This window comes from Paenibacillus shenyangensis, assembly GCF_000346635.1.
GTDB lineage: Bacteria > Bacillota > Bacilli > Paenibacillales > Paenibacillaceae > Saccharibacillus > Saccharibacillus dauci.
Genome location: NZ_AOIG01000006.1, coordinates 1 through 23003, shown reverse-complemented (window position 1 = coordinate 23003; position 23003 = coordinate 1). Strand labels below are relative to the sequence as shown.

Here is a 23003-nt window from a genome sequence, read left to right as displayed (position 1 = left end):
AGGAGAGATCGCAAAATCACTCCACGAAAGGTAGTAACCACTCATGCATAGTAATATTCAACATCATTTTCATCCGGATGAGCGGGAGTTTGTAGAGCGGGCTGCGGAGTGGGTTCATAACGCAGCCCGTTATCATGAGCAGAAACTGACCGATTTTCTCGATCCGAGACAGGCCTATATTCTGTCTACGCTGATTGCCAGAGAACCGGATGTTCAGCTGCGCCTGGAAGGCGGCTCACCGCATGCAGAGCGCAAACGGGCATTGGTTGGTCCGGACTATCTGGATCTGGAATCGGAAGACATGCAGATAGAAGTGTTATCCATTACGCCGGAAGGTCAGAAGTTTACCGAACTGGAACATGGCGATTATATGGGTTCTATTCTGGGCCTCGGTATCAAGCGCGGCAAAGTAGGAGATATCCATGTGCTGGAGGATGGCTGCCATACTGTCGTGGCTTCCGAGATTGCTTCGTACCTGCATCTGCATCTGACTCAGGTGCACCGGCTGCATGTGATGACCGAACTGCTGCCAGCAAGTGCATTACGGGCAGCTGTGCCGGATATCCAGACAATGGAACTGACAGTGGCTTCCATGCGGCTGGATGGCATCGCCAGCGATGTCTACCGACTGAGCCGCAGCAAGATTCTGGTGCCTATCAAAGCCGGGCGCTGCCGGGTGAATTGGAAGCCCGAAGAAGATCCTTCCCATCCTCTCAAAGAAGGGGACATGGTCTCTGTGCAGGGAATGGGCCGCTTCAAGGTGCTTGAACTGGATGGCGTAACCAAAAAAGGAAGATACCGAGTCAAAATCGGCAAATTTGTGTGATAAACAGTAGGTCTTTCTTTTACGTTTTACCGTATCGGTGGATAACATTCTCATGCTGATTGCAGAGAGATAACATCACTATGCAGTCCAGAGATGGATAAGCAGGCAGAAGGGTCAACAAAAAAACGGACCGTATCATCATATACCGGTCGGTTTTTTTGTACCCGGCTGTTATTTCCGGTGTGAATAAAACGTAAAGCGGGATTAAAAAGCAGGCGGTATCAGCCAATAGATGCTAACATGCAGTCTTTCGGCATAAGAGTATATTCAACTTTGCTGAAATACAGTATGATAACAGTAATGAGGCAATTTAAGCGGCCTGAATATTATAGGAGGTGTCTATTATGCCATTAACCCCGCTGGATATACATAATAAGGAATTCTCGCGTCGGCTGCGTGGTTATGACGAAGACGAAGTGAATGAGTTCCTGGATCAGGTGATCAAGGATTATGAGGGAATGATCCGCGATAATAAAGACCTGCAAAACCAGCTGCTGGCTGTACAGGAGCGTCTGGATCATTTCGCCAATCTGGAAGAGACACTCAGCAAAACAATCATTGTTGCCCAGGAAGCAGCAGATGAGGTAAAGAACAATGCCAAAAAAGAAGCTCAGTTGATCATCAAGGAATCCGAAAAAAATGCGGACCGGATTATCAATGAGTCTCTGTCCAAGGCACGCAAGGTCTCGATGGAAGTGGAAGAACTCAAAAAGCAGGCTTCCATTTACCGTACCCGTTTCCGTACATTGGTTGAAGCGCAGCTGGAACTGCTTAGCCAGGACGGTTGGGACGCACTGGAGAATCAGACCCGCGAACTGGAACGCACCAGCAGTGAGCGCCAGGAGCGTAATGAGCGTGAACGCGAACAGTGGAATCGTGAACGTGAGCGCTTGGAAGATCGCGAAGCGGAAGAATCCCGTTCTTCCGGCGATGTGTACTAATGATGCCAAAGATCAGGTTGACATTTTCAGCCTGAAGCGCTATAAATATTTTATACCTGTGTCTGGATTAGCTATTGGATACAGCTGACTGTTCTGAGTAATTATCAGACAATCGGAGACAGTGAAATAATCGATATAACTTATAAATTCAGTGATGGGGCCAGTACAGGCTGTCATTGTTCCCAGAGAGTTGGCGGAAGGTGCAAGCCAATGAACAATGCGCTATGGAAAATCTCCCCGGAGAAGCGCGGCTGAACCGTAATTGCAGTAAGCCAAGCCGGAGTGCCTGTCGTTAACAGGGCACCGCATAGTATAGTGCGGGTACAAGTGTCATTTTATCTGTGGAGATTCATTCTGCAGCCGAACGTGCATTTTTGCGGATTGTTCAGTTCATTCATGTGCTGATGTCGGCAAAAGGGTACAAGAAGCGAGCAGGTGATTTTCAGCCTCAAAAGCAGGCAGATCAAATGGAACAAGGGTGGTAACGCGAGCAGCCTCGTCCCTTTTTGGGACGGGGCTTTTTTATGTTCTGGAACAGACTGATTACAGTGAAGAAATATACACGAGATAAGCAGTCAAGTAGATAACCAGACCGAAGATCGCAGCAAAATGAGACAGACCGAAAGGATGAAATGGACATGCAAAAAGTGGATATCAAAGAAAAAGCACGGGCACGCGACCTGCGTATCCTGAACAAATGGAACAGCGAGCGTACTTTCCAGCGCTCCATCGAGAGCCGTGAGGGCAAGCCGAACTTTGTATTTTATGAAGGACCGCCAACTGCAAACGGCAAGCCGCATATCGGGCATGTACTTGGCCGCGTTATTAAAGACTTTATCGGTCGTTATAACACGATGAAAGGATATCGTGTTGTACGTAAAGCGGGCTGGGATACTCACGGTCTGCCAGTAGAACTGGGCGTACAGAAAAAGCTGGGCATTTCCCACAAATGGGAAATCGAAGATTATGGCGTCGAGAAATTTATTAATGAATGTAAAGCCAGTGTGTTCGAATATGAACAACAGTGGCGTGATCTGACCGAAGCCATCGGCTACTGGACCGATATGGACAATCCATACATCACACTCGATAACAACTACATCGAGAGCGTATGGAATAACCTGGCTACCATTCATGACAAAGGACTAATGTACCGCGGACACCGTGTAAGTCCTTACTGTCCTTCCTGTCAGACGACACTGAGTTCTCATGAAGTAGCGCAAGGGTACAAAGACGTCAAGGATCTCAGTGCAACTGCCAAGTTCAAGCTGGATGACAGCGGCGAATATGTGGTAGCCTGGACAACCACTCCATGGACATTGCCTTCCCACGTAGCACTGGCAGTTAATCCTGATATGGAATATGCACGTGTTAGCCAGAATGGCGAAGTATACATCATGGCGAAGAACCTTGTCGAAGAAGTAATGAAAGATAGCAAAGGCGATTATGAAGTACTGAGCACCATGCCAGGTTCTGATCTGGTAGGCAAAACGTACGATCCTCCGTTTAACTATATCAAAGCGGAAAAAGCGAATATCATCCTAGGTGCAGGATTTGTTACCGATGCCAGTGGTACAGGTATCGTTCATATGGCGCCGGCTCATGGTGAAGATGACTATCGTGTCTGCCGCGAGAACGGTATTACTTTCGTGAATATGGTCGACCTGGAAGGTAAATTCGTGGATGCGGTGACTGACTTTGCCGGACGTTTTGTTAAAGACTGCGATGTGGATATCATCCGCTACCTGTCCGAACACGGACGACTGTTCAGCAAAGAAAGATACGAGCACAGCTATCCATTCTGCTGGCGCTGTGATACACCGCTGCTGTACTATGCGATGGACAGCTGGTTTATCCAGACGACAGCGATCAAGGATCAGCTGATCGCCAACAACAACGAAGTGAACTGGTATCCAGGACACGTACGTGAAGGTCGTTTCGGGAAATTCCTGGAGGATCTGGTCGACTGGAATATCAGTCGTGACCGTTATTGGGGTACGCCGCTGAACGTATGGGTATGCGAGGAGACCGGTGAGCAGTTTGCACCGCACAGTATCGCCGAACTGCGTGAGCGTGCGATCGGTGATGTACCAGAGAACCTGGAACTGCATAAGCCATATGTGGATGATATCAAAGTTCGCAGCTCCTGTGGCAAGTACGAAATGAAACGTACACCGGAAGTCATCGATGTATGGTTCGACAGCGGATCTATGCCGTTTGCCCAACAGCATTATCCTTTTGAAAATATGGAGACCTTCGAGCAGCAGTATCCGGCCGATATGATCTGTGAAGGTATCGACCAGACGCGTGGCTGGTTCTACAGTCTGCTGGCGGTATCGACTCTGATGACCGGCAAAGCGCCATACAAAGCTGTTATGGCAACCGGACACGTACTTGATGAGAACGGACAGAAAATGTCCAAGTCCAAAGGTAATGTTATCGATCCTTGGGAAGTCATCGAAGAGTATGGTACCGATGCATTCCGTTGGGCGCTGCTGTCCGATAGTGCACCATGGAACAGCAAACGCTTCTCCAAAGGCATCGTCGGCGAAGCCAAATCCAAAATGATCGATACACTCGTGAATACCCATGCGTTCCTGACGCTGTATGCGACGATCGATGGATTTGATCCGGCAGAGCATCCGTTCCAACCATCAGCACACAAGCTGGATCGCTGGATTGTATCCCGTCTGAACAGCCTAATCGTTCAGGTGGAAAAAGCACTTGCCGTAAATGATTACCTGAATTCTTCCAAAGCGATCGAAGGCTTTGTAGATGAGCTGAGCAACTGGTATATCCGTCGTTCCCGTGACCGTTTCTGGGGCAGCGGATTGACTGCAGACAAGCTGGATGCATACCGCACACTGACTGAAGTACTGCTGACCACTGCCAAGCTGGTGGCTCCATTTACACCAATGCTGGCTGAAGACATCTATCTTAACCTGAGCAGTGGCGAGAGCGTGCATATGGAAGACTATCCGGTTGTTAACGAATCCCTCGTTGATCTGGAGCTGGAGCGCGATATGGAGACCGCACGCCGTATTGTCGAGCTGGCACGTAACGTACGTAACGAGACCGGTATCAAAAACCGTCAGCCGCTGTCCGAGCTGATCGTGTCGCTGGACAAAGACTTTGATCTGGCTTCGTATGAAGACATCATCAAAGACGAGATCAACGTCAAAGGTATCCGTACCGAACATGATGATGCAGGTTTTGTTGACTTCAGCTTCAAGCTGAACCTGAAAGTAGCAGGTAAAAAATACGGTAAAAATGTAGGCTTCCTGCAGAATTTCTTCAAGGAAATGTCTGCAGAAGAGACTCGCAAAGTAGTCGCAGCCGGTGTACTAAATATTACTTCTCCGGAAGGCGAAGAACTGCACGTCACCAGCGAAGAACTGCTGGTAGAGAAAAAAGCCAAATCCGGCTTTGCTTCTGCATCCGGTTATGGTCTGACCGTTGCACTGAACACGGATATCACGCCTGAACTGGAACAGGAAGGCTGGGTTCGTGAAGTCGTGCGTACCGTCCAGGATTACCGCAAAAAGCTCGACCTGCCGATCGAGAAATATGTTCATCTGACGCTGAATGTGAATGATGAACTGCGTGGGGCAATCGAAGCGTTTGACCATGTACTGCGTGAGAATGTACTCGTAACCGATGTAACATTTGGTGAAGTGGCAAACATGGAGCAAGTAGAACTGGTTGGTCAAAAAGCAGGTATTCATATTTCCTGATAAATGATGATCATTAAAATGCAATAAACGTTATATAGTAATAGATTAGTATTGCAAGTAATAGGCACTATAACTAAAAAAAACCTCCTCATAAAAAATGGGTGCGCTATTAGCGGATAGCATACCTATTGAACTTGAGGGGGGATTTTTATAACTATACATACAAATGCATACAGATCATATAATTGAATATGAAATAAATATAACTGCTAAACATAAGTAAAAGAAACATAAAATCGAAGTCTGCTAGTGTGATTATTAGAAACATACATAAAAGCGTAAAACATATTATACATAGAACCGATCTGCAGTCGATCAATAGACGCATCATTTCTCCCTATGCTACAATAGGAAAAGCTGTGTTCATGATGCAAACGGACAAAATGATAGTTAATATCCGCTGCCGCCGGCACAGGGATTGAACAAACAGGGTGGAGGATGAACGTGATCTATTATGTAATTGCGCTCGTGGCTATTATTATCGACCAGATCAGCAAGCACTTTGTGGCCACACGAATGGAGCTAAGAGAACAAATTCCGGTAATCGGTGACTTTTTCCTGATTACATCACATCGTAATCAGGGTGCTGCCTTTGGTATTTTGCAAAATCAGCGCTGGTTTTTTATCGTTATTACTATTGTTGTAGTGGTTGCAATTGTATGGTATATCCAAAAAGTGAAATCACGTCCGGATAAGCTGCTGCCTTTGGCATTGTCGCTTGTGCTTGGCGGAGCGGTCGGCAATTTTATAGATCGTGCACGTATGGGTGAAGTAGTTGATTTCTTTCAGTTTAACTTTGGAAGTTACACCTTCCCGATCTTTAATGTAGCGGATTCCTGTATTGTTGTCGGTGTGGCGCTTATTATTTTGGACGCACTGCTGGATATGATCCGTGAGAAGAAACAGCCTGTTAATCAGGAAGAGGAGAATGTATAAGTGAGCAAGCAGGATAAGCATAATCAGACCGATGGTCTGGAAACGGTAGAAGAGATGGATACGCTGGAAGTTACGGCAGAGCTGGACGAGATGCTGGAAGACGGCGAAGAAGCAGGTGCAGAACTGTTGGAATGGACAGTTGCTGCGGATGAAGCCAAAGCTCGTATCGATAAATATATTGCAGATCGTCTGCCGGAAGGCATTTCCCGGTCCCAGGTACAGCAGTGGATCAGTGGCGGTCACGTAACCGTGAATGAGCAGCCTGTCAAAGCCAATCGCAAACTGGTAGAAGGCGAACAGGTCACTGTACGTGTACCGGATCTGTCGGCGGTAGAGATTGAGCCGGAAAATATTCCATTGAATATTGTATACGAAGATGCGGATGTAATTGTTGTGAACAAAGTACGCGGAATGGTTGTACATCCGGCAGCAGGGCATTCTTCAGGTACGCTGGTGAATGCGCTAATGCATCATTGTACGGATCTGTCCGGGATTAATGGCGAGCTGCGTCCAGGCATTGTACATCGGATCGATAAGGACACTAGTGGACTGCTGATGGCTGCCAAAAATGACAAAGCCCATGCTTCCCTATCTGCCCAACTGAAGAATCATACCGTTACACGTAAATATATTGCGCTCGTACATGGCAATATCGAGCATGATCACGGAACTATTGATGCGCCGATTGGCCGTGCTTCACAGAACCGTAAAATGTTCACGGTAACCGATCGCAACGGCAAGCGCGCAGTGACCCATTTCGCGGTAACCGAGCGTTTTGGTGACTTCACGGTAGCCGAGCTGCGTCTGGAGACTGGACGGACGCACCAGATTCGTGTGCATATGAAGTTTATTGAGCATCCATTGGTGGGTGATCCGATGTATGGACGTGTTCGTGCCAAGGCTTCCTTTGTCAAAGGACAGGCACTGCATGCAGCGATCCTTGGATTCGAACATCCAACGACAGGGGAATATATGGAATTTGAAGCGCCTATTCCAGACGACATGGAACAGGAACTGCACGCACTACGTAATCGCTAAGTTGGTTATTCATCCAGTAAGATTGTATGGATCAAATACGAAATAACATATCAATTAAGTCTGTCTTTCCGTTCAGGAAGACAGACTTTTTTTATTTATGTATGATATTAGATCACAATAATATCTGGCATAGTAAAAAATATAAATATCTATAAACCGTTGGGATTAACCTTCAGAAAGCAAAGAGTATCCGTACCTTACGCATGATGATAAATGTTAAGGTTGACATGACTTCACCTTTCTGTCATAATTCAATGCAGATGAATAAGCACCTTTAATTCAGTCCCGTGAGACTGGCAAGGTAACGTGAATGATGTTCACTGTAAGTACACCCTCTGATGGAGCGGTGATGTTGCAGTGCGTCTGAGTATGACAGTCATGACTGCGGTCGATGACTCGAGACTCCTTGCCGTTTTGGGGCAGGGAGTCTTTTTTATACCCTGTACTCATACGGTAAAAGGTTGGACTCGAGATCAGTACAGCAGTCGAATGTTAACCACGGGGCCTTAGGTGTACGAAGCATAAACCTGAGGAGGATATTAATCATGACGATGGATACACACATTATCATGGACGAGACGGCGATTCGCCGTGCTCTGACCCGTATAGCACACGAGATTCTGGAGAAAAATAAAGGGATTGAAGATTGTATTATCGTAGGCATTCGTACCCGCGGTGTCTATCTGGCAAGACGTATGGCAGAACGAATTCAGGAAATTGAAGGTGCTACTGTTCCTTACGGCGAGCTGGATATTACAGGCTACCGGGATGACCGCAAGCAAGAGCAGGCAGAATTAACAGGTCGCACAATGCTGACTCCGGAGAATCTGAATATCAGCGGCAAAAAAGTGATACTGTTCGATGATGTACTCTACACCGGCAGAACCATTCGTGCAGCGATGGATGCACTGATGGACTGCGGCAGACCAGAGCAGATTCAGCTGGCTGTACTGGCTGATCGCGGACACCGGGAACTCCCGATCCGTCCTGACTATATCGGCAAAAACGTACCGACTTCCAAACTGGAAGAAATCGAAGTTCGCCTGAGCGAAGTAGACGGTAGCGATCAGGTCAATATTATGCAGAACCGGGAGGTGACTGTATGATCATGGCAGCACCTACACTGAATCAACGCAGTCTTCTCGGTCTCAAAGGCATGAGTGCTAATGAACTGACGTCGATCCTGGATCGGGCAGCCTACTGGGATGCCCATACAGAGAAGCAGGTATCGGTCCTGCAATCCAAATTCGTCGCGAATATGTTTTTCGAGAATAGCACGCGTACCCGCTTTTCTTTTGAAATGGCAGAGAAGCGTCTGGGTGCCGAAGTACTGAATTTTACGGCCGCCGCTTCCAGTGTGGAAAAGGGCGAGTCGATCTATGATACTGTACGTACACTGGAGAGCATGGGCATTGACGCAGGCATTATCCGCCTCAAGCCTGCTGGTGTACTGCAGGAGCTGGCTGCCAAAGTAGGTGTGCCGCTCATTAACGCCGGGGATGGTAACAACGAGCACCCGACACAGGCGCTGCTTGATTTGTATACGATGCGCAGTCATTTTGGCGAAGTAAAAGGTCTGCATGTAGCCATTGTTGGTGACATTCTGCACAGCCGCGTGGCCCGCTCCAACTACTGGGCACTGAACGCTCTGGGTGCCAAAGTAAGCTTCTGCGCACCGGATAACATGAAGGCAGATGATCTGCCGGATGCTCGCTATATCAGCATGGAAGAAGCTCTGCAGGCCGATGTAGTCATGATGCTGCGTGTACAGCTAGAACGTCATGCCACAGGAATGCTGAAGTCAGCCGAAGATTACCGGCTGCAATATGGACTAACCGAAGAACGTGCTGGCAAAATGAAAAAACATGCAATCATTATGCACCCGGCTCCGGTCAACCGTAATGTTGAAATCGATGACGCACTGGTCGAAAGTGCACAATCCAAAATCTTTACCCAAATGCAAAATGGCGTACCGGTTCGCATGTCTGTTATCGAACGCGCGCTGCGTAATTAAAGCCTGCAGTACGGTGGACTGAATCAATCAGGTATCCGCTTCTGCAGGAAATATGCTGGCAGGAGCGGATACCGAAAATAAACGAGCGATTCCATCTGACAGATCAGAGAGGGAGACCGCCAAATTTCGGAGGGTAATAATGACACTTTTCATAAAAAATGCGAATGTACTGAACGGACAAGGCCAATTGGAAAGCACTCATGTATGGGTAGAATCCGGCAAAATCAAAGCCATCTTCCCGGGTACAACTTCGATTGACGAGATTCTGGTTACTGCTGAAGACAAGCAAATTACACAGATTGATGCATCGGGTAAGCTGCTGACACCGGGATTGATCGATATGCATGTGCATCTGCGCGAACCCGGCTTTGAACATAAAGAAACAATAGCTACAGGAACACAAGCTGCGGCTAAAGGCGGATTCACGACAATCGCATGTATGCCAAATACCAAGCCGGTCACAGATAAGCCGGAAGTAGTGCAGCTTGTACTGGACAAAGCAGCACAGGCTAACGGAGTCAAAGTACTGCCGTATGCAGCGATTACGTATAATGAACTCGGCCGCGAACTGACCGATTTTGCAGCACTGAAGCAGGCAGGTGCGATCGGATTCACCGACGATGGTGTAGGTGTGCAAAATGCCCAGATGATGAAGGATGCAATGGCTCTGGCAGCTTCGATGGATATGCCGGTTATCGCTCACTGTGAAGATGATTCCCTGGTAGTCGGTGCAGCCGTAGCCGAAAGCGAATTTGCCCGTAAACACGGCCTCAAAGGGATCCCTAATGAATCGGAAGCCATTCACGTCGGCCGCGATATTCTGCTTGCGGAAGCAACCGGCGTTCATTATCATGTCTGCCATGTCAGTACCGAGCAATCGATTCGGCTGATTCGTATGGCTAAATCGATCGGTATCAACGTCACTGCAGAGGTGTGTCCGCATCACCTGATCCTCTCAAGCGAAGATATCCCGGGTCTGGATGCCAACTGGAAAATGAATCCGCCGCTGCGCTCGCCGCGTGACGTGGAAGCCTGCATCGCTGCTCTGGAAGACGGTACACTGGATATGATCGTGACCGACCATGCACCGCACAGTGCCGAGGAAAAAGCGAAAGGCATGGAACTGGCACCATTTGGTATTACCGGATTCGAGACAGCGTTCCCGCTTCTCTATACCCAGTTTGTCAAAACCGGACGCTGGTCACTGGAAATGCTGGTACAACGCATGACAGCAGATCCTGCAAGAGTATTCCGCCTGGAAAGTGGACGTCTGGAAAAGAATGCACCGGCTGATTTGACACTGATTGATCTGGAAGAAGAGCGGGCAGTAGATCCGGCAGATTTTGCTTCCAAAGGAAAAAATACACCATTTACAGGATGGAAGCTGCAAGGATGGCCAACGATGACGATTGTAGACGGTCAAGTCGTATGGTCACAAGAAGTTATAACTCCTAGTGCATAAATATACTATAATGTGATATAATTATTCATAGAGCATACAGAACGGGTGATATGAACTGTATACCCGTTAATAATAACTTTCGAGAATGACAGAGGAGTGAATCGGAAATGCAGGCAAAATTGTTATTGGAAGACGGCACATTATTTACCGGCCGGAGCTTTGGAGCGGAAGGTGAAACGACAGGCGAGGTTGTATTCAACACAGGGATTACCGGTTATCAGGAGGTACTATCCGATCCTTCTTATTGCGGACAAATCGTTACCATGACCTATCCGCTGATCGGGAATTACGGCATCAACCGTGATGACTTTGAATCTGTACGCCCGTTTATTAATGGATTCGTCGTCCGCCGGCATGAGCCTGTTCCCAGCAATTGGCGTGCCCAGTACACGATTGATGAACTGCTGCGGGAATATGGAATCATCGGCATCAGCGATATCGATACACGGATGCTGACCCGTCGTATTCGTCACCAGGGTACGATGCGCGGGATTCTGACGACAGCTGCTCTGTCTCCGGAAGAATTGATGGAGCGTCTGCAGGCGACCAGCTCGTCGATCGATCAGGTTAGCCAGACATCGACTCGCCATATCTACAGCAGTCCGGGTGCCAAGGAACGGATTGTACTAATCGACTATGGCGCGAAAAGCGGTATTATGCGCGAACTGACACAGCGTGGATGCGATGTGGTTGTTGTTCCTCAGGATACTACAGCAGAGCAGATTCGCCGCCTGCATCCTGACGGTATCCAGCTGTCCAACGGCCCTGGGGATCCAAAAGATGTGATGGCAGCTGCTGGCGTTATTGCCGAACTGCTGGGTGAATATCCGATCTTCGGCATCTGTCTGGGTCATCAGTTATTCGCACTTGCCTGCGGCGCTGATACCGAGAAGCTGAAATTCGGACATCGCGGCGGTAACCATCCGGTCAAGGATCTGAGCACAGGCCGCTGCTACATCACTTCACAGAACCACGGTTATACCGTCAAGGAAGAGTCGATTCAGGGAACGGATCTGGAAGTGACTCATATCAATAATAATGACAAGACGATTGAAGGACTCAAACACAGCAAATACCCGGCATTCTCGGTACAATATCACCCGGAAGCAGCACCAGGTCCATTTGACAACAGTTATCTGTTCGATCGGTTCCTGGAAATGATCCGTGAACATAAGCAGCAAAACCCCAAGAAAACACGTCAGGCTGAGATGATGGCCGCTGTGAAAGGAGCTCGCTAAGTATGCCGATAAATAAAGAACTCAAAAAGATCCTCGTTATAGGTTCCGGTCCAATCGTTATTGGCCAAGCTGCCGAATTTGACTATGCAGGCACACAGGCCTGTCAGGCACTCAAAGAAGAAGGTGTAGAGGTTGTACTGATTAACAGCAACCCGGCGACCATTATGACCGATACCAATATGGCGGATAAAGTATATATCGAGCCGATTACGCTCGAATTCGTAACCCAGATCATTCGTCAGGAGCGTCCGGATGGACTGCTGCCTACACTTGGCGGACAGACGGGTCTGAATATGGCAGTCGAACTGGCACGTGCAGGCGTCCTAGAAAGTGAAAATGTAAAACTGCTCGGTACCCAGTTGAATTCGATCGAAAAAGCGGAAGATCGTGATTTGTTCCGCGACCTGATGCGTGAACTGGATCAACCGGTTCCGGATAGCACAATCGTTACTACCCTGGAAGAATCCATCGTTTTTGCGAATGAGATTGGATATCCGATCATTGTGCGTCCAGCGTATACATTGGGCGGTACAGGCGGCGGTATCTGCATAGACGAAGAAGAACTGCGCGAGACCGTAGCAGCGGGTCTTCGCTACAGTCCGATCGGACAATGTCTGGTAGAGAAAAGCATCGCCGGTATGAAAGAAGTCGAGTACGAGGTTATGCGCGATGCGAACGACAACTGTATCGTAGTATGTAATATGGAGAACTTTGACCCGGTTGGTGTACATACCGGTGACAGTATCGTCGTTGCACCGAGCCAGACGCTCTCTGACCGTGAATATCAAATGCTGCGCTCTGCATCGCTGAAGATTATCCGTGCTCTGAATATCGAGGGTGGCTGTAACGTACAATTCGCTCTCGACCCGCAAAGCTATCAATACTACGTCATCGAAGTGAATCCGCGGGTTAGCCGTTCATCTGCGCTTGCTTCCAAAGCGACAGGGTATCCGATCGCCAAAATGGCAGCGAAAATTGCGCTTGGATATACACTGGATGAGATCATGAACCCGGTTACGGGTCAGACATATGCTTGCTTCGAGCCGACACTGGATTATATTGTAGCCAAAATTCCTCGCTGGCCGTTCGACAAGTTCACAGGTGCCAACCGCAAACTGGGTACCCAGATGAAAGCGACCGGCGAAGTAATGGCAATTGGCCGTACCTTTGAAGAAGCGATTCACAAAGCTGTGCGTTCACTGGAAATCGGTGTGCATCGCCTGCATCTGGCAGGTGCTGACGAGATCGAAGACAGCAAGCTGGATGAACGCCTGACCAAGGCGGATGATGAGCGTCTGTTCCTCGTCGCCGAAGCATTCCGCCGTGGTTACAGTCTGGATCAGATCCAGGAACTGACGAATATCGACTGGTGGTTCCTCGACAAAATCGAACGGATCGTCGCTTATGAATCTGTCATTACAATGGAAGACGAGCTGACTGACGAGACTCTGTATACAGCAAAACGCCTTGGTTTCACTGACCGTTCGATTGCTGAACTGCGCCGTCAGAACAAGCCGGAAGACAAGTTCAGCAATGAACATGAGATCCGTGCTTATCGCAAGCAAAATGGCATGATGCCTGTCTTCAAAATGGTAGATACCTGTGCTGCCGAGTTCGAAGCGACAACACCATATTACTACTCTACCTTTGAGACCGAAAATGAAGTTACCCAGGCAACCAAAGAGAAAATCGTCGTTCTTGGTTCCGGACCGATTCGTATCGGGCAGGGTATCGAATTCGATTACTCCACAGTGCATGCCGTATGGGCGATTCAGGAAGCGGGTTATGAAGCAGTAATTATCAACAACAATCCGGAGACCGTATCGACCGACTTTAATACATCGGATCGACTGTACTTTGAACCATTATTCTTCGAGGATGTTATGAATGTCATCGAACAAGAACAGCCGATAGGTGTTATCGTACAGTTCGGTGGCCAGACAGCGATTAACCTGGCTGCGCCTCTGCAGCAAGCCGGTGTCAAAATTCTGGGTACCAGCCTTGAAAGTATCGATGAAGCGGAGAATCGCAAAAAATTCGAAGCTCTGCTGTCCCGTCTGAATATTGCCCAGCCGCAAGGCAGCACCGTACTGTCTGTAGATGAAGCGGTTGAGACAGCACAGAAGCTCGGCTATCCGGTACTGGTGCGTCCATCTTACGTACTTGGCGGACGCGCGATGGAGATTGTCTACTCGGATGAAGAACTGCTGCGTTATATGGTAGAAGCAGTTAAGATCAACCCGGAACATCCGGTACTAATCGACCGTTATATGCTCGGCAAGGAAGTCGAAGTCGACGCGATCTGTGACGGCGATACAGTAGTCGTACCAGGAATCATGGAGCATGTAGAGCGTGCAGGTGTTCACTCCGGTGACTCGATCGCCGTCTATCCACCGCAGCATCTGTCCGCAGAGCTCAAGGAAAAAATCGTCAGCATCACGATTCGTATTGCCAAGGAACTGAAAACGGTCGGTCTGGTTAATATCCAGTTCGTTATTTTCAACAATGAAGTGTACGTGATCGAAGTTAACCCGCGTTCATCCCGTACTGTGCCATTCCTGAGTAAAGTGACCAATATCCCGATGGCGAATGTAGCGACACAGGCAATTCTGGGCCGCAAGTTGGCAGATCTGGGTTATGAAGAAGGAATGTGGCCGGAGAGTGACCATGTATCGGTCAAAGTACCAGTATTCTCCTTTGCCAAGCTGCGCCGCGTAGAACCAACACTCGGACCGGAAATGAAATCTACCGGTGAAGTCATGGGACGCGACCTGCTGTATGCCAAAGCACTGTACAAAGGTCTAATCGGTGCCGGTATGAAAATACCATCCACCGGTGCACTGATTGCTACAGTAGCGGACAAGGACAAAGATGAAGCGGTTCGCCTGCTCAAAGGCTTCTACCGTCTTGGTTACAAAATTATCGCTACCGGCGGTACAGCAGATGCACTCAAAGCAGCCAATATTCCGGTGACGGTAGTTAACAAGCTGTCCGAAGGTACGCCAAACATCCTGGATCTGATCCGCAGCGGACAAGCCAACTTCGTTGTGAACACACTGACCAAAGGCAAAACGCCAGAGCGTGACGGATTCCGTATCCGCCGTGAAGCGGTAGAGAACGGAGTAGTATGTATGACTTCTCTCGATACAGTCGAAGCACTGCTGACCATGCTGGATACTATCAACTTCTCTTCCTACGCGATGCCTTCCCTGAGCAAGGAAAAGCAGCAAGATAAGGAAAGTCTGGATATTCAGGCAGTTGTCGGTCAACTGGAAGATCAAGAAACGATTCTTAGCTAATAAGATGATTAATCACATATGCGGCGGACCTTACTTGCGTCCGCCGTCATTTGTGTGCGCATATTGGTATCGATAAACCAATTTGGATATAGTAAAAGAAGCAGGATAAAAGGGAGTGTAAGGATGAATCAAGCTCTACATACGGCAGCCCGGCGGTTGATCGTCGCACTGGATTATCCGAATGCAGACGAAGCAAGACAGCTGATTACCCGGCTGGAAGGCATCCCCTGTTATATCAAAGTAGGGATGCAGCTGTTTTATACGGCAGGTCCTGACTTTGTCCATGATCTGAAATCTCGAGGTTACTCGGTCTTTTTGGATCTGAAAATGCATGATATTCCTAATACTGTAAAAGGCGGTGCCCACAGTATTACCCGTCTTGGCGTGGATATGTTCAATGTTCATGCGGCTGGAGGACGTCAGATGATGACAGCAGCCGTAGCGGGTATGGAGCAGGCACTGAGCGAGGATTCCACCCTGCAGCGTCCTTTACTGATTGCAGTTACCCAGTTGACGAGTACATCACAAGAAGTAATGAACAGGGAGATTGGCATTGCCGGCAAAGTGGAAGATACTGTCGTACATTATGCACAAATGGCTCGCGAAAGTGGACTGGATGGCGTCGTTTCTTCACCGCTGGAAGGGCCGGCAATCAAGCAGATCTGCGGATCTTCCTTTGTCACAGTAACCCCTGGGGTTCGTCCTGCCGGCAGTGAGGTCGGTGACCAGACACGGATTATGACACCTGGACAGGCAATAGCAGCAGGTAATGATTATCTGGTTGTAGGTCGTCCGATTACCGGAGCAGCAGACCCGAGAGCAGCAGCTGAACAAATTATAGAGGAGATGAGTCAACATGTTAACGATTGAAGAGATTCCAGCTCATATTGCCGCAGCCCTGCTGCAGATTGAAGCGGTCGCATTGCGTCCGCAGGAGCCTTTTACCTGGACATCCGGTATCAAGTCGCCCATCTATTGCGACAATCGGTTAACTATGTCCTATCCGTATATCCGCGATCAGATTGCTGATGGATTCGCCATGATTATTCGTGAACAGTATCCGGATACCGAAGTCATTGCCGGAACGGCGACAGCCGGTATTCCTCACGCTGCCTGGGTGGCTCAGAAGCTGGATCTGCCAATGGCTTATATTCGTGATAAAGCCAAAGGACACGGCAAGCAGAACCAGATCGAAGGACTGATCAAAGAAGGGCAGAAAGTAATCGTCATCGAAGATCTGATCTCGACCGGAGGCAGCTCAATCAAGGCAGCCGAAGCCGTCCGAGAGGTTGGAGCCGATCCACTGGCTGTGCTGGCTATTTTCAGCTATCAGTTGGACAAAGCGGTACAAGCTTTTGCAGATGCAAATCTTCCGCTGCAAACGTTGTCTAACTATACAGCTCTAATCGATCAAGCCGTGAAAATGGGTAAAATACAGCCGGACGATCTGGAACTGCTGCATTCCTGGAGAGAAGACCCGGCTGCATTTGGTAAATAACAGTATCGTGTATCTCTAAAAGCAAAGCAGCCTATAAGATAATGCGGCAGAATGATGCTGTATGATAAAACAATATGCAATATTAAGAACGCCAGCCGAGAGTGATATAGAGCGATATATCCCCTTGAGCTGGCGTATTATTTATGTATACATTTCAGTACAAGGGACAAGATGAATCGGCTACCTATGACAACGAATCAATAGCAGAAGAGAGCCCATGACTTGGAACTACAAGCTGTTGTGAAAAAATATTGACAGCGGTAAATGAGATGCGTTATATTAATTAAGTCGCTGTTTACTTGATGAACCAGAAGAGAACGCTCTTTTTGGTCATAGGGGCCTATAGCTCAGTTGGTTAGAGCTACCGGCTCATAACCGGTTGGTCGGGGGTTCGAGTCCCTCTGGGCCCATAATGAGAAAAAGGACAATCCACTGTCAGATTATGACATCAGGGATTGTCCTTTTTTTATGCAAATATAAATTTAACGTCTACCGCGTCTTCGTAACAATATAATGAGCAAGACAATAACAACGATAATCAACACGAATTTCATGGATCAGCCACCTCCTCAAATTCAGCGGCCTTTCCTCCAATTTCATTCACGAAGAATTAAAAAGTATGCAGGACGCATTAAATATAAATTTCTGTAGTATACGTTATTGGACCGAGTACGATATCGATAGATAAAGGTCAGAACCTATACCGTCACGAGTACTGCTGACGATTGTATAGATTATATACGGGAAGGTTTGTCTTTATCGGTCTCATCATCTTTATCCGTAAAGTCTTCACGTACCTTGTTTACAGCTTCACCGACAGCTTCCTCCAGCAGATCCTGGGCGGAGCGATCGTTATTCGGATCGGGATCAGGGATAGGATCGACACCTGCACCGCGTTCTTTATGAGAGTCTTTATATTCATCTGGTTTGTTCATTATTATTCATCCTTTCTGTATCATCTATGGGTAGGAAAGAAAGTAAAAAAGAATCAGAATTTAGCCGTCTCGCATATTTTTAAGCAAGGACTAAAAAGAAATCTATGTTATCGAAATAAACCATTGCAGCATAGACTGAATCATTTTGTTGAGTGTACCAGCCCTAAAAACAATAACAGAAGGCTTGGAGAAATACAGGAAAATATAAAGAAGGATGAGGGAATACAGAGACTTTAAAAGTATCTTGAAAAAATATGCTTTACAGAACGTTCAAATTGTTATATTATATGTTGGTGACTGAAACGCACAGGTTCATATCATGAGATGATGTACTACATAGCAATTAATGATAAGTATTCATACACCTGAGTGATCCAGCACATGAATTGATAACTTGCCGGGGTGGCGGAATTGGCAGACGCACAGGACTTAAAATCCTGCGGTAGGTGACTACCGTACGGGTTCGACCCCCGTCCTCGGCATACTACAAAAAAAGCTCTTTCTTCTTGATTTTAAGGAGAAAGAGCTTTTTTGTGTTATAAATTTTTTGTTCTACACCATACTTTTTCGATACACTACATTTGTGACTTTGTGACTTTGTGACTTTGTGACTTTGTGACTTTGTGACTTGTGACTTGTGACTGCGTAGATCACCTGCTGCCTGCATTTATATTCAATTTATAAAGATACTGAAATTATAAAAAATAACCACTCAGCAGCTAAAGTAATAAAAAGAGAGCCTTTTACAGATATAGAAGAGTACGCAATCTATCGTTAAGGAGTGTAAGGCATGCAAAATATCAACAATCATTCAAATCAGGGAAATGTTTCATCTGGAGGTAGTTCATCATCATCCAATAAACTCGCGCTCATCGCTACTATTCTTGCTGCTATTGCACTGCTCGGTTGTATCGCTCTGGTCGTGTGGAACATGAATCTGAAAAACCAGCTGTCTACGGTACAGAAGGACAACGAATCACTGCATACCAAGACGGAAACCCTAACAGCCAAAGTGAAAAAATCGGATTCGGAGCAGGCCAAGCTGAAGAAAATCGCACTGCTCAGTTATATGTCCCATAACCTTGAAGATGCTGTAGTTACGAATGATTTTGTAATTGATAAAATCTATTTTACGGCAAATAATAGTGGTGATGTAGAAGCCATTACAATCGATTTGGAAAATCAGCCGATGATGGCACTGGTCTATGAAGGAGATGGCGTATACAGTATCTCCAATCAGGCAGTTAGTGCCAAAGCTTCTGAACTAATCAAAACGGCCAAATCCTATTATGGCAACGATAAAGATGTCCCTGCCTGGACAGATGCTACCACAGTAAAATTGACGGTCAAAAATTATGATCTTGGTGAATATGCCAAAGGTACGTTCAAGTTAGCAAATGGAAAATAAAAGAAATAGATAAGAAGCAAATGTAACAGCCAAAAAGTATCTCAAAACACTATCTAAAATAATCATCATTTTTAAAATTAAAATTTCAATACATGAAAAATTCATAATAGAAATTCTAAAAAAAGACCGCGTCCCAACGAAGGGACTGCGGTCTTATTTATGCACAAATACCGTATCTTTGCGTGAATAGAAGGTTACATCCCCATCTTCGTTCTTCAACATTATGTAATCCTCGGTAATTCGCTCGATGATACCGTGCTCTACACTGAATCCAGGCTGCCAGGCATATACCTTGGCTTGGAACAGTGCAGCTGCAAAGAAATGGGCATTGGTCGTCAATTTGCGTTCCGTGCTTTCGTTCATGGGCGTTATGCACCTCCGTACACAGACAAAATAAAATCATCATAACAAGGCAGGATAGAAGATACCGATCCCGGACCGATAGGCGAATCGGAATAGCTTATTTGTAAGCCTGCTGTCTAATATAGTACCAAACTGTTTCGCTGATCACAATGGCGCGACTACGAGGATCGTCCTCACTCAGAGAATAACTTTTATATTTTAGCGTAGATCGGAAGGAGTACGTCCACGAAGCTGACGAAATACCCGGTTAAATGTGCGTACATTACCGAATCCCGATTCCAGTGCAATATCAATCAGTTTGCGGTCTGACTCCAGGATCAGCTGCTCGGCATGACGAATCCGCAGTTCATTGATATATGTATTATATCCTACACCGGTAACTGTTTTGAAAAAACGGGAAAAATGAAAAACGCTCATTCCGGCATAATCGGCGCCATCCTGCAAAGTGCATGGTTCGGTGCAATGCTGTTCAAGATGCTCCAGCAGCTCCTGCATGACCTTGAGATGAGCGAGCGTACGAGAATGGTGTCTGCGAACACCAGGATCATCTGTAGACAGATAACGAAGCGCCAGACCGCTCAATTGATGCAGCAGACCGGTAATAATCAATTCATACTGTGGTGCATGCTCCTGTACTTCCGCATCGAGAGACCGGATAATCGGACCCGCCTGCTGCAAAAAGGATTCATTCTGCGATGCTTCCGATCCGTTCCTGGTCACAAAGCTGGAGCGAAGCTGGCGTTCCTGCGGCCAGCCAGCCGGACTGCCTATCAGCCTTGGATTGAAGATAATCAGCAGAATTGTCGATTCCAGACCGGTGCTATCATAATAATGAATATCTCCACTGCCGCATAATGCGATTTCCCCTTGATGCAATACGCGAGTCTCCGAGTTAATTCCCATCCGCACAGATCCTTCATAGACATACATAAATTCAAGATCATGATGCCAATGTGCCAGAAAATTGATATTCCGGATCTGCATGGCCTGAAACGGAAATCCACTCTCATAGAAGTATAAGCGATTCTCGTGAAAAGCACGCATATTCTCACCTCAAATGGAATTGTAGATTGTTACGAAACAAAAGACTTTGTATTCGATCCTGATTTGGCAGAATTGATCGTATTTTCAGATAATCAAGGTTCGTACCAAATTAAATGAATAGTAGCAAAAATTGTCCATCAATACAACAAAAATGACGCGCAGAGCCTCAGCCTTTTCCTTACAATACATAGTATGTAAGCGTTACAAAAATAAGATCTGTACAGGATCACACATAGGAGAATCAGTAGATATGACAAAACAGGCATTGATCGTCAGAGGTGGCTGGGATGGACATCAGCCGGTCGAAGTATCCGAATTATTCGCAGAATGGCTGAGAGCTGAAGACTTTGAAGTAGAAATTGCCGATACATTGGACGCATTTCTGGACGAAGAGAGATTGAAGCAGCTTGATTTGATCGTACCAGTATGGACGATGGGCGAGATTAGCGACGAACAGCTGCAGCCCGTACTGCGCGCAGTTGCTTCCGGTGTAGGTCTGGCAGGCTGTCATGGCGGTATGTGCGATTCGTTCCGTAATAGTGTAGATTGGCAATTTATGACCGGATCGCAGTGGGTAGCCCATCCATTTAATGATGGAGTGGAGTATCAGGTACGGATGGTCAAATCAGCAGACAGCCCCTTAATAGAGGGTATTCCCGACTTTACCGTCAAATCGGAGCAGTACTATCTGCACGTCGATCCGACTGTACATGTACTCGCTACCACTACTTTTGTAATCAGCGATGGTCCTCACTCCGCCAATGGAGAAATTCGCATGCCGGTGGTCTATACGAAGCGCTGGGGTGAAGGCAAAGTGTATTATAACTCCCTTGGTCACCAGGCCAATATTTTTGATATTCCCGAAGCCAAAGAACTGATGAAGCGCGGATTATTATGGGCAGCACGCTAAATTGATAAAAGGAGGCTAATTATTTATGGGAAAAGTAAAAATCGGTCTTATCGGCTGCGGAACGATCAGCGATATTTATCTGCAGAATCTGACGCATACCTTTGTAAATACCGAAGTATATGCCTGTTCGGATCTGAATCAGGACAAAGCCAGAGAGGCCGCAGAGAAATACGGAATATCTCATACATGGACAGCAGACGAGATTATTGCCAGTGAAGAGATACAGATCGTTGTGAATTTAACGACACCACAGGATCATTTCCAGATTTGCCGTCAGGCACTGGAAGGCGGCAAACATGTCTATGTAGAGAAGCCGCTTTCCCTGTCGCCGGAACAAGGCAGTGAACTGGTGAAGCTGGCAGCGGAAAAAGGATTGCTGTTGGGCGGAGCACCAGATACCTTTCTTGGTGCCGGACTGCAGACCTGCCGCAAGCTGATCGATGACGGATTCATCGGTGAACCGTTGTCAGTAACAGCATTTATGGTAAACCATGGACATGAGAGCTGGCACCCTGCGCCGGAATTTTATTACAAAAAAGGCGGCGGTCCGATGTACGATATGGGTCCTTATTATCTGACAGCGCTCGTCTCCCTACTGGGGCCAGCAGAACTGGTCAGTGGTATGACCCGAACTTCTTTCAAGCAGCGGACGATTACAAGTGAGCCTCTGTTCGGCCAGATTATTGATGTGGATGTACCTACACATATTGCAGGAACCATCCAGTTCCGCAGTGGTGCAATCGCCAGTATGATTACCAGCTTTGATGTATGGAGCAGTACGCTTCCGCATATCGAGATTTATGGTACGCTGGGTACACTGCTTGTGCCTGATCCGAATACCTTTGGAGGACCTATTCGTCTGCGGCCTGCCCAGGGTAGCGAATTTATGGAGATTCCAGCAGTACACCAGTATGAAGAGAACAGCCGTGGCATCGGAATCTCGGATATGGCAGATTGCCTGATACATGGAGGTACACCACGTGCCAATGGACAGATTACCAACCATGTGCTGGAAATTATGCATGCTTTCCACAGCAGCGCGGATTCACGCCGATATGTAGAATTGACAACTACCTGCGAGCAACCGCAGCCTTTACCTTATGGACTGGTAAAAGGGCATCTGCGTTAAGCCTTTTGATTGCCAGCAAAGTCCATAGGTATGGATACACTGAACATAACATCAGAACATGGATTAATCTCTATGTGCATATTAGGTAGAGGTTATACGGTGGATGATATTCAACATATGGATCTTTATTGCATACTTATTTATTTTCAAATAGCGTTTTATAATATTCTCACCATCCATGCCTAACAAAAAGCGACCGTCTCCCATTAAACTGTACCCTACAAGATG

General features: G+C 47.1%; 17 protein-coding genes, 2 tRNA genes, 1 pseudogene and 1 other annotated feature. Of the genes and pseudogenes, 17 read left to right on the top strand and 3 right to left on the bottom strand.

Features of this window, described 5'->3' with window-relative positions; all coding sequences use genetic code 11:
* Positions 1-43 precede the first annotated feature (43 nt).
* The 13 genes and pseudogenes from H065_RS0104290 to H065_RS0104225 all read left to right on the top strand — a co-directional run bounded on the left by H065_RS0104290 (position 44) and on the right by H065_RS0104225 (position 17396).
* Positions 44-826 (top strand): YlmH family RNA-binding protein, encoded by a 783-nt coding sequence (locus H065_RS0104290; protein WP_017811784.1) that lies wholly within the window; start codon positions 44-46, stop codon positions 824-826.
* Positions 827-1170: 344 nt separating this feature from the next.
* A pseudogene (locus H065_RS25210) lies at positions 1171-1671 on the top strand (DivIVA domain-containing protein); the annotation flags it as partial.
* A gap of 238 nt (positions 1672-1909) precedes the next feature.
* Positions 1910-2274, top strand: a binding site (T-box leader).
* Between the two features lie 131 nt (positions 2275-2405).
* Positions 2406-5501, top strand: coding sequence for an isoleucine--tRNA ligase (ileS, locus tag H065_RS0104275; RefSeq protein ID WP_017811781.1), 3096 nt, complete (start codon positions 2406-2408; stop codon positions 5499-5501).
* Positions 5502-5945: 444 nt separating this feature from the next.
* Positions 5946-6437, top strand: a complete 492-nt coding sequence (gene lspA / locus H065_RS0104270) for a signal peptidase II (RefSeq protein WP_017811780.1) — start codon at positions 5946-5948, stop codon at positions 6435-6437.
* An 81-nt stretch (positions 6438-6518) separates the two neighbouring features.
* The gene (locus H065_RS0104265) at positions 6519-7475 is read left to right on the top strand and encodes an RluA family pseudouridine synthase (protein WP_036629378.1); all 957 of its coding nucleotides are present in this window, start codon (positions 6519-6521) and stop codon (positions 7473-7475) included.
* Between the two features lie 545 nt (positions 7476-8020).
* Positions 8021-8581, top strand: coding sequence for a bifunctional pyr operon transcriptional regulator/uracil phosphoribosyltransferase PyrR (gene pyrR / locus H065_RS0104260; protein WP_017811778.1), 561 nt, complete (start codon positions 8021-8023; stop codon positions 8579-8581).
* Entirely contained in the window at positions 8578-9489 is a 912-nt protein-coding gene (locus tag H065_RS0104255) for an aspartate carbamoyltransferase catalytic subunit (protein WP_017811777.1), read from the top strand. The genes pyrR and H065_RS0104255 overlap by 4 nt, the downstream gene beginning before the upstream one ends.
* A gap of 139 nt (positions 9490-9628) precedes the next feature.
* A complete protein-coding gene (gene pyrC, locus H065_RS0104250; protein WP_017811776.1) occupies positions 9629-10951 on the top strand; it encodes a dihydroorotase in 1323 nt (440 codons plus the stop codon).
* A 107-nt stretch (positions 10952-11058) separates the two neighbouring features.
* Positions 11059-12189: a carbamoyl phosphate synthase small subunit gene (locus H065_RS0104245; RefSeq protein WP_017811775.1), complete on the top strand. Its 1131-nt coding sequence runs from the start codon at positions 11059-11061 to the stop codon at positions 12187-12189.
* Positions 12190-12191: 2 nt separating this feature from the next.
* Positions 12192-15488 carry a carbamoyl-phosphate synthase large subunit gene (gene carB, locus H065_RS0104240; protein WP_017811774.1) on the top strand — a complete coding sequence of 1099 codons (3297 nt, stop codon included), beginning with the start codon at positions 12192-12194 and terminating at the stop codon, positions 15486-15488.
* 123 nt (positions 15489-15611) lie between these two features.
* Positions 15612-16358, top strand: a complete 747-nt coding sequence (gene pyrF / locus H065_RS0104235) for an orotidine-5'-phosphate decarboxylase (protein WP_017811773.1) — start codon at positions 15612-15614, stop codon at positions 16356-16358.
* Positions 16345-16986: an orotate phosphoribosyltransferase gene (gene pyrE, locus H065_RS0104230; protein ID WP_017811772.1), complete on the top strand. Its 642-nt coding sequence runs from the start codon at positions 16345-16347 to the stop codon at positions 16984-16986. Before pyrF ends, pyrE begins: the two co-directional genes overlap by 14 nt.
* A gap of 336 nt (positions 16987-17322) precedes the next feature.
* Positions 17323-17396: transfer RNA gene (locus H065_RS0104225), tRNA-Ile, on the top strand.
* A 324-nt stretch (positions 17397-17720) separates the two neighbouring features.
* On the opposite strand, the gene H065_RS25205 is transcribed toward H065_RS0104225, so the two are convergent.
* Positions 17721-17921, bottom strand: a complete 201-nt coding sequence (locus H065_RS25205) for a hypothetical protein (protein ID WP_017811771.1) — start codon at positions 17919-17921, stop codon at positions 17721-17723.
* Between the two features lie 396 nt (positions 17922-18317).
* Between H065_RS25205 and H065_RS0104215 the strand changes: the two genes are divergently transcribed.
* A tRNA-Leu gene (locus tag H065_RS0104215) sits at positions 18318-18403 on the top strand.
* Positions 18404-18711: 308 nt separating this feature from the next.
* Entirely contained in the window at positions 18712-19329 is a 618-nt protein-coding gene (locus H065_RS25200) for a hypothetical protein (protein ID WP_017811770.1), read from the top strand.
* 153 nt (positions 19330-19482) lie between these two features.
* Here H065_RS25200 and H065_RS0104205 read toward each other — a convergent pair whose 3' ends face one another.
* Entirely contained in the window at positions 19483-19692 is a 210-nt protein-coding gene (locus H065_RS0104205; RefSeq protein ID WP_017811769.1) for a hypothetical protein, read from the bottom strand.
* A gap of 198 nt (positions 19693-19890) precedes the next feature.
* Positions 19891-20736, bottom strand: coding sequence for an AraC family transcriptional regulator (locus tag H065_RS0104200; RefSeq protein WP_017811768.1), 846 nt, complete (start codon positions 20734-20736; stop codon positions 19891-19893).
* A 250-nt stretch (positions 20737-20986) separates the two neighbouring features.
* Between H065_RS0104200 and H065_RS0104195 the strand changes: the two genes are divergently transcribed.
* Both H065_RS0104195 and H065_RS0104190 read left to right on the top strand, forming a co-directional pair.
* On the top strand, positions 20987-21646 hold the full coding sequence (locus H065_RS0104195) for a ThuA domain-containing protein (protein ID WP_017811767.1): 660 nt from the start codon (positions 20987-20989) through the stop codon (positions 21644-21646).
* A 25-nt stretch (positions 21647-21671) separates the two neighbouring features.
* Entirely contained in the window at positions 21672-22775 is a 1104-nt protein-coding gene (locus tag H065_RS0104190) for a Gfo/Idh/MocA family protein (RefSeq protein ID WP_017811766.1), read from the top strand.
* Positions 22776-23003: the final 228 nt, after the last annotated feature.

Bases quoted from the DNA above. Each gene is read 5' to 3' on its own strand.
- H065_RS0104290 (WP_017811784.1), top strand. From the start codon at position 44: ATGCATAGTAATATTCAACATCATTTTCATCCGGATGAGCGGGAGTTT.
- H065_RS0104245 (WP_017811775.1), top strand. From the start codon at position 11,059: ATGCAGGCAAAATTGTTATTGGAAGACGGCACATTATTTACCGGCCGG.
- ileS (WP_017811781.1), top strand. From the start codon at position 2,406: ATGCAAAAAGTGGATATCAAAGAAAAAGCACGGGCACGCGACCTGCGT.
- H065_RS0104200 (WP_017811768.1), bottom strand. From the start codon at position 20,736: ATGCGTGCTTTTCACGAGAATCGCTTATACTTCTATGAGAGTGGATTT.
- H065_RS0104190 (WP_017811766.1), top strand. From the start codon at position 21,672: ATGGGAAAAGTAAAAATCGGTCTTATCGGCTGCGGAACGATCAGCGAT.
- H065_RS0104255 (WP_017811777.1), top strand. From the start codon at position 8,578: ATGATCATGGCAGCACCTACACTGAATCAACGCAGTCTTCTCGGTCTC.
- H065_RS25200 (WP_017811770.1), top strand. From the start codon at position 18,712: ATGCAAAATATCAACAATCATTCAAATCAGGGAAATGTTTCATCTGGA.
- pyrR (WP_017811778.1), top strand. From the start codon at position 8,021: ATGACGATGGATACACACATTATCATGGACGAGACGGCGATTCGCCGT.
- pyrC (WP_017811776.1), top strand. From the start codon at position 9,629: ATGACACTTTTCATAAAAAATGCGAATGTACTGAACGGACAAGGCCAA.
- H065_RS0104205 (WP_017811769.1), bottom strand. From the start codon at position 19,692: ATGAACGAAAGCACGGAACGCAAATTGACGACCAATGCCCATTTCTTT.
- H065_RS25205 (WP_017811771.1), bottom strand. From the start codon at position 17,921: ATGAACAAACCAGATGAATATAAAGACTCTCATAAAGAACGCGGTGCA.
- H065_RS0104195 (WP_017811767.1), top strand. From the start codon at position 20,987: ATGACAAAACAGGCATTGATCGTCAGAGGTGGCTGGGATGGACATCAG.
- pyrF (WP_017811773.1), top strand. From the start codon at position 15,612: ATGAATCAAGCTCTACATACGGCAGCCCGGCGGTTGATCGTCGCACTG.
- carB (WP_017811774.1), top strand. From the start codon at position 12,192: ATGCCGATAAATAAAGAACTCAAAAAGATCCTCGTTATAGGTTCCGGT.
- pyrE (WP_017811772.1), top strand. From the start codon at position 16,345: ATGTTAACGATTGAAGAGATTCCAGCTCATATTGCCGCAGCCCTGCTG.